The sequence below is a fragment of the Sulfurimonas sp. genome (assembly GCF_041563035.1).
Taxonomy (GTDB): Bacteria; Campylobacterota; Campylobacteria; order Campylobacterales; family Sulfurimonadaceae; genus Sulfurimonas.
This window is the reverse complement of sequence record NZ_JBFFNS010000035.1, coordinates 1-16,199: the sequence shown is the minus strand read 5'-3', so window position 1 is coordinate 16,199 and position 16,199 is coordinate 1. Positions and strand designations below refer to the sequence as shown.

Genomic DNA, 16,199 nt, shown 5'->3' with positions numbered 1-16,199 from the left:
ACCGGTCATACTGAACCATAGAGGTCTATGCTCATCAAACAAAAGAGCTGCAAACTACACGACCATAGGTGACACAAGCTGGGAAACACTGGATGCAGCCAATTGTAAATATCTTCTAAACTTCGGTTCTAACTTTTTTGAGACACACCAAGGCGGACTTCCTCTTCTAAAAAGGTTTGTAGAGGGAAAAAGAAAAGGTCTGAAGCTTGTAACATTTGATACCAGGCTTTCAAATACAGCAGGAAGAAGTGATGAGTGGTTCGCTCCTTTTCCATCTTCTGAGGGTGCTATAGCTCTGGCAATGGCAAATGTAATCGTAGAGAAAAAACTATATGACAAAGAATTCATAGATGAGTGGTGTAATACTTCTTTGGAAGATATAAAAGAGTTTGTTAAACCTTACACTCCTAAGTATGCATCTGAAGTTAGCGGTCTTAGTGAAGAAGATATCGTGAGAGTAGCTATAGAGTTTGCATCTGCCGCTCCTGCTTGTGCCGCTTTTACAAATAGAGGCTCACAAGCTCACCAAAACGGTCTTAACAATGATAGAGCAGTTGTGATCTTAAATGCTTTAGTTGGTAGCATCGGTAAAAAAGGCGGTTACGCTTTTGGTGGTTCTAAAAGTAAAAAAGACTTTCCTATGCCTAAACCTGTTCCAGCAAAACCAAAATTTACAACTGACTTAGAAGACCCAAGACTATATCCACTCTCAAACAAATGGCAAAAGATGAGAGTTAGTCAACTTGCCTTTGATAAACTTAAAAACAAAGAACAGCAAATAGATGTTTATATATCTTACACTATCTCAGCTCCACAGACTTGGCCTGAGGGTCCATCTGTGACAGTTAATGTACTTAAAGATGAGAACGTCATACCTTTTCATGCTTGTAGTGATGTAGTTTATTCTGAGATGGCTCACTATTCTGATATCATTCTCCCAGATGCTACATACTTTGAGAGGTACACTATAGAGGGTAGAAATGCTTATGAGCTTATCCCATACTTTGCACTTAGACAACCTGCCATAGAGCCTCCTTATGAGTGTGAAAACTTGGCAGATACTCTTATAAAAGTAGCAAAAAGACTGGGTGAGCCAGTATCTAAATACTTTGCGTTTGACTCTTACGAAGAGTTTATAAAACTCCGCCTTTCAACTCTTCCTAAAAGAGAAGGACTTAGCGGTTTTGAGTATATGAAAAAGCACGGTGTCTGGGTTGAAGACAAAGAGAAAAACTACGAGTCATACGACAAAGTTCTAAGTAAAAAACAGCTTGAAGGCTCATTTGTAAAAAATGACATCATCTATGTTGAAAAAAAGGGCAAGAACAAAGCCATCGGTATCATGAAGGATGGAGTGCCAAGAAAAGGTCTGAAAACTCCATCTAGAAAGTTTGAAATATACTCAAGTGTCATAGAAGATACTGCCAAATCTCTAAACATAAAAGATGATGGGTTTCCTCACTTTGAGATGCCAAAGTCACTTAAAGAGATAAAAGAAGATGAACTAGTCCTTACTACTTTTAAATGGAATGTTCACACTCAAGCAAGAACAACTTCACAAAAGTACTTAACAGAGATAGTTCATGATAACCCTGTTTGGATAAACTCTGAAACTGCTAAAAAACTAAACATAAAAGACGGTGACTATATGGAGATAACTACATATAGACCAAAGAGTGGATTTAGAGCTTCACTAAAAGATGAAGTAGTAGGAACAATGAGTGTAAAAGCTCATGTAACACAAGGCATCCATCCACAAGTTATAGCTATGAGTAACTCACTTGGTATGAACTTTGGCGGTAGGATTGCTAAAGGTATAAATGGCGAAAAACAAAATATTACAGGTTTTTCAAAAGATGACGACTTAGAGTTAGATGGAAATATCTGGTGGGATAAAAAGTTTGGAGGTGCTGGAAACGGTTTCAATCCAAACCACATCATCCCAATCAACCCTGCCCCAATGGTAGGAATGCAGGCTTGGAACGATACTGTTTGTAGGGTTAGGAAGGTTTAGTTATTTTTACTATTTAAGATATTTTATAATGTTTGTCTTCACCGACAGCTCTGCTGTTCGGTGCTATTACTTATTAGGAGTCATCTTCTATATGCTTTTGAATTAAATCTTTAACAAATTCAGGAATACTTTTATCTAAAAGTTTTGCATTGCTTTTTAGGAGCTCATATTTTTCAATTTCTTTATCTTCCCAAATTAGATCAATACGTCTTACTTGTTTCATTGCTATGTGTTCATAATTTTCAGGGTAAGCCCAATAACATGATATACAAACTTCTTCATTCTTATCATTTTTCCAATTATCACAGTTTTCACAAGACCATGATTTAGCACGGTTTGCAGAAGCTGATAATAGCATAAATTCTTCAGATTCAAATTTTCCATTTCCATCCCCAGCTACCTCAAATGGTATTCTATGATCAATTTGTAGATTTTTTTCATTTGTAGTTTCTAAGTAAATAAAGCACTTACATCCATATTTGGTAATTAATTCTTCTTTAATTTTCTTGGATAAAGCTGTTCTTCCAGATAATTTCGAAAAGCGGGCAGCCTTAAAATCACCAAATCTATAAGCTGCAATTTTCTTCCCATTGCTATCACTTACTTTATAAGTTTGAATAGGAATACCTTCCTCTCTAACATCTCGTACAGCTCTTGGTGGATGGTCATACCCATATTGTACTTTTAAATCTTCTGTTGTAATAAAACCATGTTTTAAAATATGGTCAATCACTATTTTTGCACGCTTCCTAGTTATTGTTTTTAGTAAATCTAGAAATTCTTGTGTGTAATCAGGCATATTTTAGTTCTTTCATAATTAAAGTGTTTTGATTGTCATTTATAATTCTTTTTTGTAATGCTTTGGATAGATATAATGATTCATAAGTAATATCTTTTTTTCCAAGTAATGTTGCTTGAGAAGAACGTCCTGCATTAATTTCAATATGTTCTAAGTTTAAATGTTTAGGCATCGGCTCTCCATACTTTTTATCACCTAGTCTCCCATCATAACTTATAATATATGAAATATTTTTATTATTTAATTCTTCCAAAAAAACTACAAATTCACTATGATCTATTCCAGAATAATATCTTGAATCTCTATTTGAACAAACTCCTTGATATGGTGGATCCATATACAATAAGTCTTTTTCAGAAATATCATTAATTAATAGTCTATAATCTTCAGATTTAAATTTAACCTTACCTTTTAACAAAGATGATACACCCATAATATTTTTTTTCATTCTCTCAGGTATAGTACCTTTACGTCTTTTGTCAGGACTTTGATTAAATTCTCCACTCTTGTTATACCTAACCGCTCCCTTTGCACATCTAGCCATTAGATATAAGAACAATGAGCTATCTTTTGATTTATTAAATTTTTCTCTTATCTCAAAATAATGTTCAACACTATTTATGTGCTGTTTGTTCCATATTTTTTCATAATTATTTGAAATTTTATTTGGATGTTCTATAATTAATTCTAGTAAATTTAATAAAGGTTTATTTAGGTCATTTATGATGAACTTATTTGCATAATTATTATATGCAGCAGCTACACTAATTGCAGCTGAGCCTGCGAATGGTTCAATTAATGTTTCGATATCTAATGGAAAATACTGAAGAATTTGTGATGCTAAATTTCTTTTACTTCCTTGATATTGTATTGGATGTGGTAATTTCATAAGATTCTCCTTCTAATACTATGTATTATATCTATTAATCATTTTATACATAATTAATATTTCAAAATGCAATAGAATTATCTCTTTTAACGTTTATTGAGATTGATTTTTTTGCGATTTTTTTATTATTACTAAAAATTAAAATTATTTTTTTATACGCTATTCATTATTAAAAGAAAGATTTATCTAGATACAACTTATAAATTAGACTTGTCATCATTCTAATATAGAAGCACATGACAGATATAAAAATAGAAGAAAAGATAAAAAGAGTTAAGTATGTTGAGTCCCAAGCCAAAATAGCCTAGGAATGAGGAAGGTTTACTAGCTAGAACTAACTACTCAGTAAGGTCTGCAAGGATATCTTTAATCATACCTTGAGTTTCACGAAAAGGGGAGAGAAAAACACTCTAAGAAATAAAGCAGTCATAATCAGCACTACATAAACAATAAAATAAACCCTAAAGTAAGTATTATAAACAAACTTCCATACTCTAAATACATCTTCAAATTACTATTGGTCTTAGATGTTTTTTTACGAACTAGTACACTAAGTATTGCAGAGAAAAATATTATTGTACTCATACCTAGACTCATGACAAGAGCAGATAAAAATCCAGCATAGTATAAACCAAGTGAAAGTGAAAATATAAATATAGTTACAGTTCCCGGACACGGAATTATCCCTGCAGAGATGATGAGTGCCATATCTGTTGAGTTGTTGTCTACCGTACATGATGAACATGCACAAGTCGGAACGTGAGGGTCTGTACTAAAACCATATAGTGGTTGTGCATTTTTAAATTTTTTATATACTTTGTACTTTTGATATAGTAAATAAAGAGCTATTGCGATTATTATTAGTGCTGATATTTTTGTTGTATAGTAGATGCTCTCATCTAAAAACTTAGCTAAAAAGGTATCTACTATGAAGTAAATAATAAGTGTTAGTAAAAAAGCTGAGAATGTATGCACAACACCAATAGCTAATGATATAAATAAAGCCTTAGAATAAGACCTGTCATTAGATAGGAAGTAACTTCCAACAAGTGTCTTTCCATGTCCCGGCCCAAGAGCATGAACCACTCCATAGATATATGCAAAAAAGAGTAAAAATATATATGTAAATGGATTTTGTTCATCTTTTATATCTTCAAAAAGTCCCTTAATCTTCACTATACTACTCTTAAGTAAGTTTTCTTGCATACTAGAGTCTTCAACAACTTCTGGGGTTTGAACCTCTTGTGGTATTGTTTGATTTTGCTCTTTTACTACCTCGGTAGGCTTTTCTTGCTTATCTAATGAAGTGTAGCTAAAAAAGACTGTGGCAGTAAAAAGATAAAGATTTTCATTATGATATAACTCGCTATCGTTTATATTTAAAGATGAAGACACAAAATCGAAAAATCCTTCATCATCTTCAAATACAAAAGAAAGTGTTGATTTATCTTCAATATTTAACTTTAAATTTGAGTTGTATCTAAAAACGAGGAGTCCACCTTCCATTTTTAAATCAAAATTTTCATAGTTTGCTTTGATATTTAAGCTATCTATCTCAGTATCATTTGAGTAGTTAATCTTTGTAAGCATCTCTTTTGGAATAAGATAATTAAGCTTAGCGTTGAGTATAATATCTAATTCTTTTTCATCAAGCTTGTCATTTTGATTTTTATCGTATTGTTTTACAAGCTCCTTTGAATACAAATCAGAAAACTTCCACTCTATATCAATGTTGGTTAACTGTTTTTTATTAACCCTCAATTCTAAACTAACTTCAGCAGATGGAACCATTAGTTGACATGTTGCACAACTATAAAGAGATGTTTGAAACAATAAGATGTAAATAAATATTAATTTTTTCATTTTAATGAAGGATATTCACTTGCTACTATGCAAGTGAATATATAAATTATTCAGTAAGTTCTGTAAGAATATTTTTAATCTTTTCTTGAGTTTCGCGAACTGCTTTGATTGTTGCTTCTTCTTTGATACCTAGGTCATCGATCCAGTTGTCAATTGATGGGTAAGCTATATGTACAGTGTCGTCATCTTTTTTCTTGTAGATAACTACTGAAAAAGGAGCGTAAGCACCGGCATCTGGATGGTTTTTTGAAACTGGATAGATAGCATTAAATCTAATGATAGAGTAAGTATCGAAAAAGTCATAAGCGTCATGCTCTAACGTATAAGACTTTGGTACTAAAAATCCAACTGGACTTATTTCACCTTCAAACTCTTTTTTAAAACTGTTTTTTGCACTTATATATGTAGCACCTTTTTCAAGTTCAAATTCTGTTGTAAACTCAGTAACTAAGTCTTCATTTGTATTTGGAGCATGATTTACACTCAGATATTTACCGTTTGGAAGTGCTTTATGAAGTGCTGCATCTACTAACTTTGAGTATGCTATGAGGTCTGGGTTTGTTGCAGGAATCTTTGTGATTCTAGACATACCGTGCAAAGAGAGAGTAGAAATATTAATGTTGTCTTTTGCATCTACATAGATTGACATAGTAAGTGGCGTTATCATACCGATGCTAGGATATTCACTCATAAGTTTCTTTAGCAGTTTATCATTTGTGAAGATCGCTAAGTTATACTTTTTATGATGAACACTACCGTATCTTTTAGAAAAGATTGAGTTCATGTCATTGTTTACATCTACTACTACACCAACATCTCCAAAAGCTTTCTCAACTGTTTTAGCGGTAATCGCACCATTTTTATTCTCAACACTAAATATTTGAAGGTTTTGAGAGTTTGCTGATAAAACACTCGCCCCCAGTGCTAAAACTGCACTTATAAAGATCATAGAAATCTTTTTCATTATTGTCCTTTTGATTTAATTATCACATTTTACTATATTAATATGTAAAACATACATTTTTGTGACAAATGATAAAATAGTTTTGGAGAGTGAGAATAGATGTAGCGGGTTATGTGCAAAGAGATATAAAAATCTTATACCTCTTCTTCTTTTTTATTTACTTGGTTAATTGCTTAAAGAGTTTCTCTAACCACTTCTCAGCATCTTTAACTTTCTCAAATCTTTGAGACTTAGCAACTTGAACTTGACCTTCATAAAACCTAACTCTGATGCCATCTTCTACATGGTCGATCTTTGTTCTTGTGATTCTATTGAAGTTCAAATGAACTCTCTCATTTAGTTTTACAAACATATCTACCTCCTGATTTTGTATATTGTAACACAATAGAATTTTTTAGTCAAATATTTTTTACCTAAATTACTTCTAAAGCTTTTTCATTGAACTTGTAAGTTTTGTGTGCAACTTTGATTAAAATCTTTTTCTCCGCAAGTTCTTTAAAGAGCTTTATAAGTGTTGGTTTAGATATAGAAATCTTTTGCATGATCTCACTGTACGAAGCAACAAGTTCATTTTTTTCATTTAGATTATCCAATATACACTTAACAACTTCAACTTGTTTAGAGTCAGTTATAGCAGATATAGTTCTAATGATATTTGAGTTTTTTTGTATCTCTCTTTCTTGTATGAGAGGTAAAAGTATGTCGTGAAGAGTGTTGAGCAACTCTTTTAGGTTGATAGGTTTAACGATGTAGTTTTCTACTTTTAGTTTTATGGCATCGAGCAAGTACTTTGTATCTGTGTGAGCAGTTGTTAAAATTGCCGGTATATGGATGTCATTAGCTTCTTTTAACTCTCTTAAAAAATCTATTCCATTTTCATTTTCAAGCAGGATATCTGAGATAATGACATCTACTTTTTTCTGTCTTATCACCTGCATTGCTTCCGCTGAAGTTTTTACTGCGTATACATTTTTCAAAAAGTCGCTTAACATGTCTCTTGTCTGGTTTAGCAGAGAGTCATCATCTTCTAAGTAAAGTACGTTAAATTCATTTAGTATATTTAAATTTCTAGTCATTGTTTTTGTTGCCTTCATTAACAGGAATTGTAATTGTAAAGAGAGTACAGTTCTCAAAATCTTGATCTGCTATTTTATAATAAGTATTCTTACAATCAATAGTTCCTTGCATATGTTTCTCTATAATTTGCTTTGACATATAAAGACCTATACCTGTCCCGGCACTCTTGTATTTAGTAGTATAGTATGGCTCAAACACATGAGGAAGTATCTCTTCATCTATACCGCCGCCATTATCTACTATATTTATTCTTATCTTATTTTTTGATTTTTTAACTGTTATCTCTATAAGTTTTTTATGCTCTTTAGAGACAAGAGCATCTTTAGAATTTGAGATGATATTTAAAAAGACATGGGAAAGCTCATTGTAAAAGCCATACATTGTTACATCATGAAGTATCTTTAAGTGAAACTCTATCTTCTCTTTATCCAAAAGATATTTTGACAGCTCAAAAGAGTGTTCAATACAATCTTTTAAAGAGAACTCTTCCTTGTCTTGATTTGGCTTAAAAAAGTTTTGAAAATCTTCAAGAGTGTTAGACATATTGTCCCCTAGCAACATAGCATCGTTTACTTTTTCTTCAACGATTTGTGGAGTAAGTTTTCCTAACTCCATCTTAGTCCCAATACCTTGGACTATCATCATAAGTGAGCCTAAGGGTTGTCGCCATTGATGGGCTATGTTTGCTATCATCTCACCTAAGCTGGCAAGTCTGGCTTGTTGAAACATTATCAAATCTTTTTTTCGTGAGTTTCCTACTTCATCTTGGATTCGCTTTTCTAGGGACTCATTTAGGGCTTGAAGCTCTTTTGTCTTTTCATTTACTGCATCTTCTAGACCAAAGTGAAGTCTTTTAAAATGTAAAATGATTACTATTGAGAGTATGATCGAAAACAGAAATACCCATACTATGGAAATATTTAAAATCATAGAGAGAGTATTGAAGACCTTTTGAGTATCTCTTCTCTCACTTATAGCCATATTCAGATCGTAATTAGTCAAGTTTGTTATATAGATAGAGATTGTATTTATCTCAAAGTTAACATCATCTATAAGAAATGATACCCTCTCATAGTTTTCATTTGAAAGCTCTAAAATTATCTCATCGACCAACTCTTTTATCTTTACGTTTTTATCATTTATATTTGAAATAATACTATTTTGTAAAATCTTGTTCTTATCCTGACTTCCTATAATAAAGAACTCTTTGATTATCTTAGTCACCCAGGATGTTTTATACTCCTCTGAGAAAGTTATTTCTAAATATCTACTCCAGTTTTTCTCAATTAACTGCTCACCTAAATTCAGAACATCATATGACTGCTCCAGGGTAATATTTTTATGATAAACATCATATAGCGTGTCATGAATATTGACAACATACGCATCTTTGATAGCTTCTAGTTTAATGATAGGTTTGGTTCTCTTCTCAAACAAAATATCAAAATCATGCTTTACTGTATATATAGATACTTGGGACAAGCCTATTATCAGTATCATCCCCCCTATAATTATAAAAAGCAAGAAAAATGTCTTATATGTAAAAGGTATCTTGTTTATATAAGAGAGTATATTTTTAATTTTCATTGTAGACTTCTATAAATTTAGAGTTTTTGTATTTAAACAGATAGACCTTGTTGTGAAGTTGATCATTTTTATAATCTATATCAACACCATTTAAAATATTTTTAGGAAGCTTTTTTATCTCTTTGAGAAACTTTTCTCTTGTAATAGCACCACCGATGTTATTCAATGCCGCAACAACTGATTTGGCTGCTAAAAATGCTTCTAAAGACACAAAACCTAAAGGCTCATCCGGAAAGTACTTCTTCATAAGCTTTTTATACTCTAAGATAACAGGCTTTGAACTATCATGATAACTTGGAACAACTTGTGAGAAAAATAAATTATCAGTATTGTAATCTAACTCTCTTATCATCTCATCTGCATCTCCAAAAGAGATATTACAAAAAAGTGTATCTTTAAAAATAGGATCCCTCTTAGCTGTTTTAATAAACAGAGCATTTGCTTTATACGCGCCTATCATAAAAACTGCTTCTGGTTTTGAAGACTTTATCTCATGAAAGGCATGTCTTATGGAGAGTGTATTTCTTTTATATGTTCCTTCTCCGCAAAGCTTCAGTCCTCTCTCGTTTAGTGAGTGAAGAAGTGAGACAAAGCCCTCTTCTCCATAATCATCATTTTGATAAAAAACAGCAAATTTCGAAAGATCTCTTTTAGTTCGTAAATACTCAACTGTATAATCAATCTCTTCTTTATAAGAACTCCTAAAATTGACAATATCCACCCCGTCATTGTTTCTTAAAAAAGAAGCTCCTGTAAATGGAGCTACTAGAGGTATTTCTCCAGCTCTAAGATTAGGTAATATTTTTTTTACTGTTGGAGTTCCTACAAAACCAAAAAAAGCAAAAATATTTTTATCAATAAGCTTTTTTATATTCTCAACAGTCATATCAGGCTCATATTTATCATCATAAACAATTAAGTCAATTTTCACATCGCCTAGTAGTTTATTTTGATTAGCATATAAAAAATAAGAATCGGCTCCACTGTAAACAGAATCACCCAGAGCATGCATAATTCCACTTCTAGGTATTGAAAGACCGAGTTTTAAGGATTTTCCATCAAGCTCATCATTTTCAATATTCAGGAAAATCAGAACAAAAGTAATCAATACAGCTATTATATATTTAAGCACTAAAATCCTTTTTTATTGATTATAACATAAATCCTTTTTATATCTATAATACTTCAAAAATAGGTAAAATATATTTGACATTTTAAGGACAGTGTAAGTTTGTTGTAGCTAGAATTGGTAATATATTTTTTACCAAAAGGATTTAAGATGCAAGAATTTGTCTATTTTAGTGATAGAGGACTTGATTTTCCACTCTCTGAAAATATACTTGTTACCTCTGAATTATCAACTGCTTCAAACAATAATTTCATAGTATCAAATTCCAAAAATGTACATGGTGAAATAATCGCAGATGAAATTGACTTCTATATAAGTAACTCACTAGACCCTATCGCTAAAAAAATCAAAAATGTAGAAAAGTTATATGAAATAAATGCCCTTAGATTTGATATGGCACAGGATATAAAATATACTCAAAAAGTTTCACAAGAAGTTTTACTAGTATCAACTCAAGAGCAAAAAGAAGAATTTTTAAAATCTATGATTCCTGATGAGTTTAATCTTTTACATGTTACACCTGAAGTAGTTAAATCTATATCAGGACATATTGGTAATCTAACAGTAATTGTAAATGACACTTTTAAAGATGCAACTCTTCATGTTTCTCAAATCGTATGGTATAACCAAGAAGAGATAGCTACTACACAAAGTGGTACTTTTGACCCGTTGGAGAGTTCACTAGATGATGTTCTTGCAACTCTACGTACAAACATAAGTAATTATGAGTACAAAAAGTTTGTCGTATATGATCAAAACATCTGTCAATATCATGGAAGAAATGAAAAGACATGTGGAAAATGTGCAGTTGTTTGTCCAACTGTTGCTATTGAGAGAGATGATGACATCAAGCACCTACTCTTTTCACAAATAGACTGTCACGGCTGTGGCGGTTGTATCTCTGTGTGTCCATCAGGAGCACTAGACTACGCTCCGCTAAATAGAGAGAGCATCTACGATATCTCAAGAATATTTAGTGGGCATATCCCTTTAGTCATCCCTCAAAAAATGAATGTTAAAGGTTTGAATGTAGAGTTAAAAGAAAATGTTCTACCTTTTGCAATCGAAGGTGAGAAGTTCCTTCACGAAGCAACACTGCTGACTATAGCACAAGAATCAGGTTCACAAGTAATCTTTTACTCTGACTTCCTCTCAAAAGGAACTAAAGATGCCATCAGAATTTTAAATGACATATATCAAAAGAGACATAACCTAGATGCAATTATAGTTGCGATGGATGAGAATGAACTGCTAGATGCTCTAAACAAAGTTAACTTCGTAGAAGATTCAAGACATACGATCAATGAACTAAACTCAAGAAAAAGAGAAGTTTTTGCGAATAGACTTAAAAATATTGTAGGTGAAGATGACTTAGGTGAAGTTCAAACAGGTGAGCACATTCACTATGCAAAAGTAAATGTCAATGAAGCCAACTGTACTCTTTGTCTAGCTTGTGTAGGTGCTTGTAACGTAGATGCTCTTGTGGCAAACATAGATGACAACTCTCTAAGAATAAATCCTAGTATCTGTACAGCATGTGGATTTTGTGAAGTTGTATGTCCGGAAAAAGATTGTTTAACTATAGAAGAAGATGTAATCAAACTAAATCCTACTTGGTTTAAAGAACAAGTCTTAGCAACAGACACCCTGTTCGCATGTGTGGAGTGTGGCAAAGAGTTTGCAACTACAAAAGCAATAGAGAAAATCGCTTCCATTATGTCTCCTATCTTTGCCCACGATCCGGTAAAAGAGAGAACTCTCTACTGCTGTGAGGATTGTAAGCCTAAGGTTATGATGACAAGTTATATGCAAAATAAAGATCTATACAAATCACCAGGAGATATGTAATGAATGAAGAAAAAATGAACAAAGCGAGAGCTTTATACTATGCAATGTTTTCAAGATGTTTTGTTTTTACAACAGACACTAAAAGATACTTTGAGCTGATTGAGTTTATAGATATTTTGAAAGAAAATCCATTAGATAAAAGCTCGGCACAAGCCTTTGAGAATATTAGAGCAGTTGTTAAGTCTGATTCTAACATCACTTTTATGAAAGAGTTTGATGCCATCTTTCACTCACCTGAGACTCAAACTCTCAGAACTACTGCTTCATACTATGATGAAGATATAGAGAGTGGTAAGAAAAGAGTCGAGATGCAAAACTTTCTAGCTAAGACAAAAATCAGAAGAGATGAGAAATCTTACTCTGACTATGAAGATCATATAGGTTTTATCTTTTCTGTAATGAGCGAGCTGTGTGAGCTAATCGCTAATGGAGAAGAACAATATAAAAATACAGCACATTGTATTTTTGAGCAGATTTTAAATGACTTTGTAGACAAGTTCTCAAAAGAACTTTATGAACATGAAAGTGCAGATATCTTTAAAAATGTAGTTGTCTTACTTAAGTCATTTATCGAGTTTGAAAGACTTTATTTAGAAGTACAAACTCCAATCCAAGAAACAAGTAGTGTCGTGTCTAAACCAAAAGGTGAAGAGCTCTCAGAAGCAGAAATTGCAAGAAGAGAGAGAAACAGACTACTGAGACAAAAAGGACCAAAGGAAGCACAAGATGCTTGTTCTATCGACATAGCTTATGATGTAGAGGATGACATTTAGTCATCTTCTACATGAGACTTAAGTAAGCCAAAGAATTTGGTTTACTTAAGTCTCATAATTTATTATGGGGCTAATCACAAACAAAAGGAGACAACGATGCAAGAGAGTAGAAGAAACTTCTTCAAAAGAAGTGCATTAGTTGTTGGAGCTGCTGCTGTCAGTGCCACGGCGTTAGCTGCTAATAAGGATGACGCGATAGAAGCTGATTCAAACGGAGTTGTTGTAGGAAAATCTACTAAGAAAGAGATTCTTTACAAAAAAAGTCAAGCTTGGGAAGATTTTTATAAACAAGCTTTATAGTAAATAAGGAGAGAGTATGTTAGTTGACACATATGAAACACTCAAAGCTCAAATCGGTAGAAGGTCATTTATGAAAATGGCTGCTGTCGCTACAGCTACTGGTGTTACTAGTGCATTTGCTAATGATGGTGTAACGAGAGCTGCTACACAAGAGGAAGTTAAAAATCCTTTTCCTGGCTCAGTTAACGTTAAAACTATCTGTACTGCGTGTTCGGTTGGATGCGGTATTATCGCAGAAGTACAAAACGGCGTTTGGGTAAGACAAGAGGTTGCACAAGACCACCCTATTTCACTAGGTGGACACTGTTGTAAAGGTGCTGATATGATTGATATGGTTAGGTCTGAGGTTAGACTTAAGCATCCAATGGTAAAAGAAGCCGGAAAATGGAAAAGATTAAGTTGGGACGATGCACTAGACAGAATCGCAACTAAACTAAAAGCTTCTCATGAAACAGCGGGACCTGACTCAGCAATGTTTTTGGGATCTGCAAAAATGAGTACTGAACAGGCATATTATTTTAGAAAATTTGCCGCAATGTATGGAACGAACAATATAGATCACCAAGCTAGAATTTGACATAGTGCAACAGTCGCCGGTGTGGCGAATACATGGGGTTATGGCGCTATGACCAATTCACTTGGAGATATCCAAAATGCAAAAGCAATTATCATTTTTGGAGCGAATCCTGCGGTTAATCACCCAGTTGGATTTGGACATTTTCTAAAAGCTAAGGAAAGAAACAATGCAAAAATAATTGTTGTCGATCCAGTATTTACTAAGACTGCTGCAAAAGCAGACCATTACTGTAGAGTAAGACCGGGTACAGATATACCATTTATGTATGGAATGCTGCATCTAATCTTCAAAAATGGCTGGCATGATAAGAAATTTATCAATGACAGAGTTTACGGTATGGAAGATGTAATGGAAGAAGCTAAAAAGTGGAATCCTAAAAAAGTTGAAGATGTTACAGGTGTAAGTGCTGATCAACTTATTCAAATTACAAGACTGTATGCTCAATCTAATCCGGGTACTTTAATCTGGGCAATGGGTTTAACTCAGCATTCAGTGGGTAGTTCTAATACTAGACTTGCTCCAATCTTACAACTTGCTCTTGGAAACATGGGTGTTGAAGGTGGTGGAACTAATATTCTTAGAGGTCACGATAATGTTCAAGGTGCTACAGACATGTGTTGTTTATCACACACACTGCCTGGTTACTACGGATTAAGTAGTGGTTCATGGAAGTACTTCGCAAAATCTTGGGGTGTTGACTATGAATGGTTAGCTAAAAAAAGATTTAAGAATGAAGAATGGATGGGCAAAAAAGGATTTACACTTTCTCGTTGGTGGGCTGGTGTACTAGATGGTAAAGACGGTAATGATAAGATTCATAACGCCGGAACTAATCTAAAAAATCTTTTTGTAATGGGTAATGGTATTACTTCAATCGCTCAACAAGCTAAGGTAAAAGAAGGTCTGGACAACCTGGATATGATTGTTCTTTGTGATCCTTTTGTTAATGAAGCAGCAATTTTAACTGACAAGCAAGACGATGTATTTATTTTACCGGCTGCTACTCAGTTTGAGACTTCTGGATCTGTAACTGCAACTAATAGATCAGTTCAGTGGAGATCAAAAGTAGTTGAACCGATGTATGAGTCAAAAACTGACCACGACATTATGTTCGAACTGGCAAAAAGACTCGGTTTTTACGATGAGTATACAGCTGGTATGAAAATTAAAGAAAATAAAAAAGATTTTACATGGCCTGAAGATGCTACTGATGAAATTGCAAGAATCATTAAAACTATCGGTTTAACTGGTTGGACTGCAAAAAGAATCAAGAATCATACTGAGAACTGGCATATGTTTGATCAGATCTCTGGACGAGGATACGGCAAGATGAAGGGTGAATATTATGGTTTACCTTGGCCTGTATGGACAGAGACACACGGTGGTAGTCCGTTACTATACAACATTAACAGAAGTGTTAAAGATGGTGGTATGGGATTTAGAAACAGATTTGGACTAGAACATGATGGTCAAGATTTACTTGCAGGTGCAGGAAGTGCTCCTAAGGACTCTGCAAATAAAGATGGTTATCCTGAGATCACAGCTGCAAATATTGAACAGGTTCTTGGAATCAAGCTTACGGCTGATGAGAAGAAAAGAATCGGTAAAAACTGGAAAGTTGATACTTCTAATATTATTGCTGAGAAATGTATGCAACGCGGTATAGCTCCTTATGGAAATGCTAAAGCGAGAGCTAAAGTATGGACATTCCCTGACCAGATTCCAATGCACAGAGAGCCTTTACACTCTCCAAGACAAGACTTGGTAGAAAAATATCCTTCTTATGAGGATAAAAAAGACCATTATAGAGTTGATACTAAATATATTTCTAAACAGAATGAACAAGATTGGTCGAAAGATTTCCCTATCAACCTTGTAACAGGAAGACTTGTAAATATGAACGGTGCAGGTATGGAAAATAGAGCTTCTAAATATTTAGCTGCGCTTACTCCTGAGATGTTCTGTAGTATTAACCCTAATTTAGCAGGTAAGTATGGGATTAGAGATGGTTCTATGATGTGGATTCATTCACCTGAAGGTACTAAAATTAAAGTTAAAGCAAAATATTCTTATTCAGTATCTGAAGACAGAATTTTTATGCCTTTTCACTTTGCCGGTCATTTCCAAGGTGAAGATTTATCTCATAAGTATCCTAAGGGAACTAAACCTTACGCTGTAGGAGAGAGTGCTAATACTGTTACTAACTACGGTTATGACATTATCACTCAGATTCCTGAGACTAAAGGCGGATTATGCCGCATAGAATACGCGTAAGGAGTTGGTTATGAGTGAAAATGCAAGATTAAAATTTTATTGTGATGAGCATAGATGTATTTCATGTGATGGTTGTTCAGTAGCTTGTGCGGAAGCGCATGAGTT

General features: G+C 33.5%; 13 protein-coding genes. 5 read left to right on the top strand and 8 right to left on the bottom strand.

Features of this window, described 5'->3' with window-relative positions; translation table 11 throughout:
- Window positions 1-2,014 (top strand): molybdopterin-dependent oxidoreductase (locus ABZC13_RS13625; protein WP_373005053.1); only part of this gene is annotated, 2,014 nt, incomplete at its 5' end.
- 73 nt (window positions 2,015-2,087) lie between these two features.
- Here the strand turns inward: ABZC13_RS13625 and ABZC13_RS13620 are convergent.
- The 8 genes from ABZC13_RS13620 to ABZC13_RS13585 all read right to left on the bottom strand — a co-directional run bounded on the left by ABZC13_RS13620 (window position 2,088) and on the right by ABZC13_RS13585 (window position 10,325).
- Window positions 2,088-2,813: a hypothetical protein gene (locus ABZC13_RS13620; RefSeq protein ID WP_373005050.1), complete on the bottom strand. Its 726-nt coding sequence runs from the start codon at window positions 2,811-2,813 to the stop codon at window positions 2,088-2,090.
- A complete protein-coding gene (locus ABZC13_RS13615; protein ID WP_373005047.1) occupies window positions 2,806-3,702 on the bottom strand; it encodes a Dam family site-specific DNA-(adenine-N6)-methyltransferase in 897 nt (298 codons plus the stop codon). Before ABZC13_RS13615 ends, ABZC13_RS13620 begins: the two co-directional genes overlap by 8 nt.
- Before the next feature lie 438 nt (window positions 3,703-4,140).
- Window positions 4,141-5,565, bottom strand: a complete 1,425-nt coding sequence (locus ABZC13_RS13610) for a DUF1007 family protein (RefSeq protein WP_373005044.1) — start codon at window positions 5,563-5,565, stop codon at window positions 4,141-4,143.
- A gap of 46 nt (window positions 5,566-5,611) precedes the next feature.
- Window positions 5,612-6,529 (bottom strand): hypothetical protein, encoded by a 918-nt coding sequence (locus ABZC13_RS13605; protein WP_373005041.1) that lies wholly within the window; start codon window positions 6,527-6,529, stop codon window positions 5,612-5,614.
- Between the two features lie 157 nt (window positions 6,530-6,686).
- Window positions 6,687-6,881, bottom strand: a complete 195-nt coding sequence (locus ABZC13_RS13600; protein WP_373005038.1) for a sodium-dependent tyrosine transporter — start codon at window positions 6,879-6,881, stop codon at window positions 6,687-6,689.
- Window positions 6,882-6,942: 61 nt separating this feature from the next.
- Window positions 6,943-7,605 (bottom strand): response regulator, encoded by a 663-nt coding sequence (locus ABZC13_RS13595; protein WP_373005035.1) that lies wholly within the window; start codon window positions 7,603-7,605, stop codon window positions 6,943-6,945.
- A complete protein-coding gene (locus ABZC13_RS13590) occupies window positions 7,598-9,106 on the bottom strand; it encodes a sensor histidine kinase (RefSeq protein WP_373005032.1) in 1,509 nt (502 codons plus the stop codon). Before ABZC13_RS13590 ends, ABZC13_RS13595 begins: the two co-directional genes overlap by 8 nt.
- A gap of 76 nt (window positions 9,107-9,182) precedes the next feature.
- Entirely contained in the window at window positions 9,183-10,325 is a 1,143-nt protein-coding gene (locus ABZC13_RS13585; protein WP_373005029.1) for an ABC transporter substrate-binding protein, read from the bottom strand.
- Between the two features lie 147 nt (window positions 10,326-10,472).
- On the opposite strand from ABZC13_RS13585, the gene ABZC13_RS13580 reads away from it, so the two are divergent.
- The 4 genes from ABZC13_RS13580 (at window position 10,473) to ABZC13_RS13565 (ending at window position 16,094) form a co-directional block, all read left to right on the top strand.
- The gene (locus ABZC13_RS13580) at window positions 10,473-12,170 is read left to right on the top strand and encodes an ATP-binding protein (RefSeq protein WP_373005025.1); all 1,698 of its coding nucleotides are present in this window, start codon (window positions 10,473-10,475) and stop codon (window positions 12,168-12,170) included.
- Entirely contained in the window at window positions 12,170-12,943 is a 774-nt protein-coding gene (locus tag ABZC13_RS13575; RefSeq protein WP_373005023.1) for a molecular chaperone, read from the top strand. The genes ABZC13_RS13580 and ABZC13_RS13575 overlap by 1 nt, the downstream gene beginning before the upstream one ends.
- A gap of 96 nt (window positions 12,944-13,039) precedes the next feature.
- Window positions 13,040-13,243: a twin-arginine translocation signal domain-containing protein gene (locus ABZC13_RS13570; RefSeq protein ID WP_373005020.1), complete on the top strand. Its 204-nt coding sequence runs from the start codon at window positions 13,040-13,042 to the stop codon at window positions 13,241-13,243.
- Between the two features lie 16 nt (window positions 13,244-13,259).
- Entirely contained in the window at window positions 13,260-16,094 is a 2,835-nt protein-coding gene (locus ABZC13_RS13565; protein WP_373005017.1) for a formate dehydrogenase subunit alpha, read from the top strand.
- Window positions 16,095-16,199 lie beyond the last annotated feature (105 nt).

Coding starts and splice junctions, on each gene's coding strand:
- ABZC13_RS13570 (WP_373005020.1), top strand. CDS start 13,040: ATGCAAGAGAGTAGAAGAAACTTCTTCAAAAGAAGTGCATTAGTTGTT.
- ABZC13_RS13605 (WP_373005041.1), bottom strand. CDS start 6,529: ATGAAAAAGATTTCTATGATCTTTATAAGTGCAGTTTTAGCACTGGGG.
- ABZC13_RS13610 (WP_373005044.1), bottom strand. CDS start 5,565: ATGAAAAAATTAATATTTATTTACATCTTATTGTTTCAAACATCTCTT.
- ABZC13_RS13620 (WP_373005050.1), bottom strand. CDS start 2,813: ATGCCTGATTACACACAAGAATTTCTAGATTTACTAAAAACAATAACT.
- ABZC13_RS13615 (WP_373005047.1), bottom strand. CDS start 3,702: ATGAAATTACCACATCCAATACAATATCAAGGAAGTAAAAGAAATTTA.
- ABZC13_RS13575 (WP_373005023.1), top strand. CDS start 12,170: ATGAATGAAGAAAAAATGAACAAAGCGAGAGCTTTATACTATGCAATG.
- ABZC13_RS13580 (WP_373005025.1), top strand. CDS start 10,473: ATGCAAGAATTTGTCTATTTTAGTGATAGAGGACTTGATTTTCCACTC.
- ABZC13_RS13600 (WP_373005038.1), bottom strand. CDS start 6,881: ATGTTTGTAAAACTAAATGAGAGAGTTCATTTGAACTTCAATAGAATC.
- ABZC13_RS13595 (WP_373005035.1), bottom strand. CDS start 7,605: ATGACTAGAAATTTAAATATACTAAATGAATTTAACGTACTTTACTTA.
- ABZC13_RS13590 (WP_373005032.1), bottom strand. CDS start 9,106: ATGATACTGATAATAGGCTTGTCCCAAGTATCTATATATACAGTAAAG.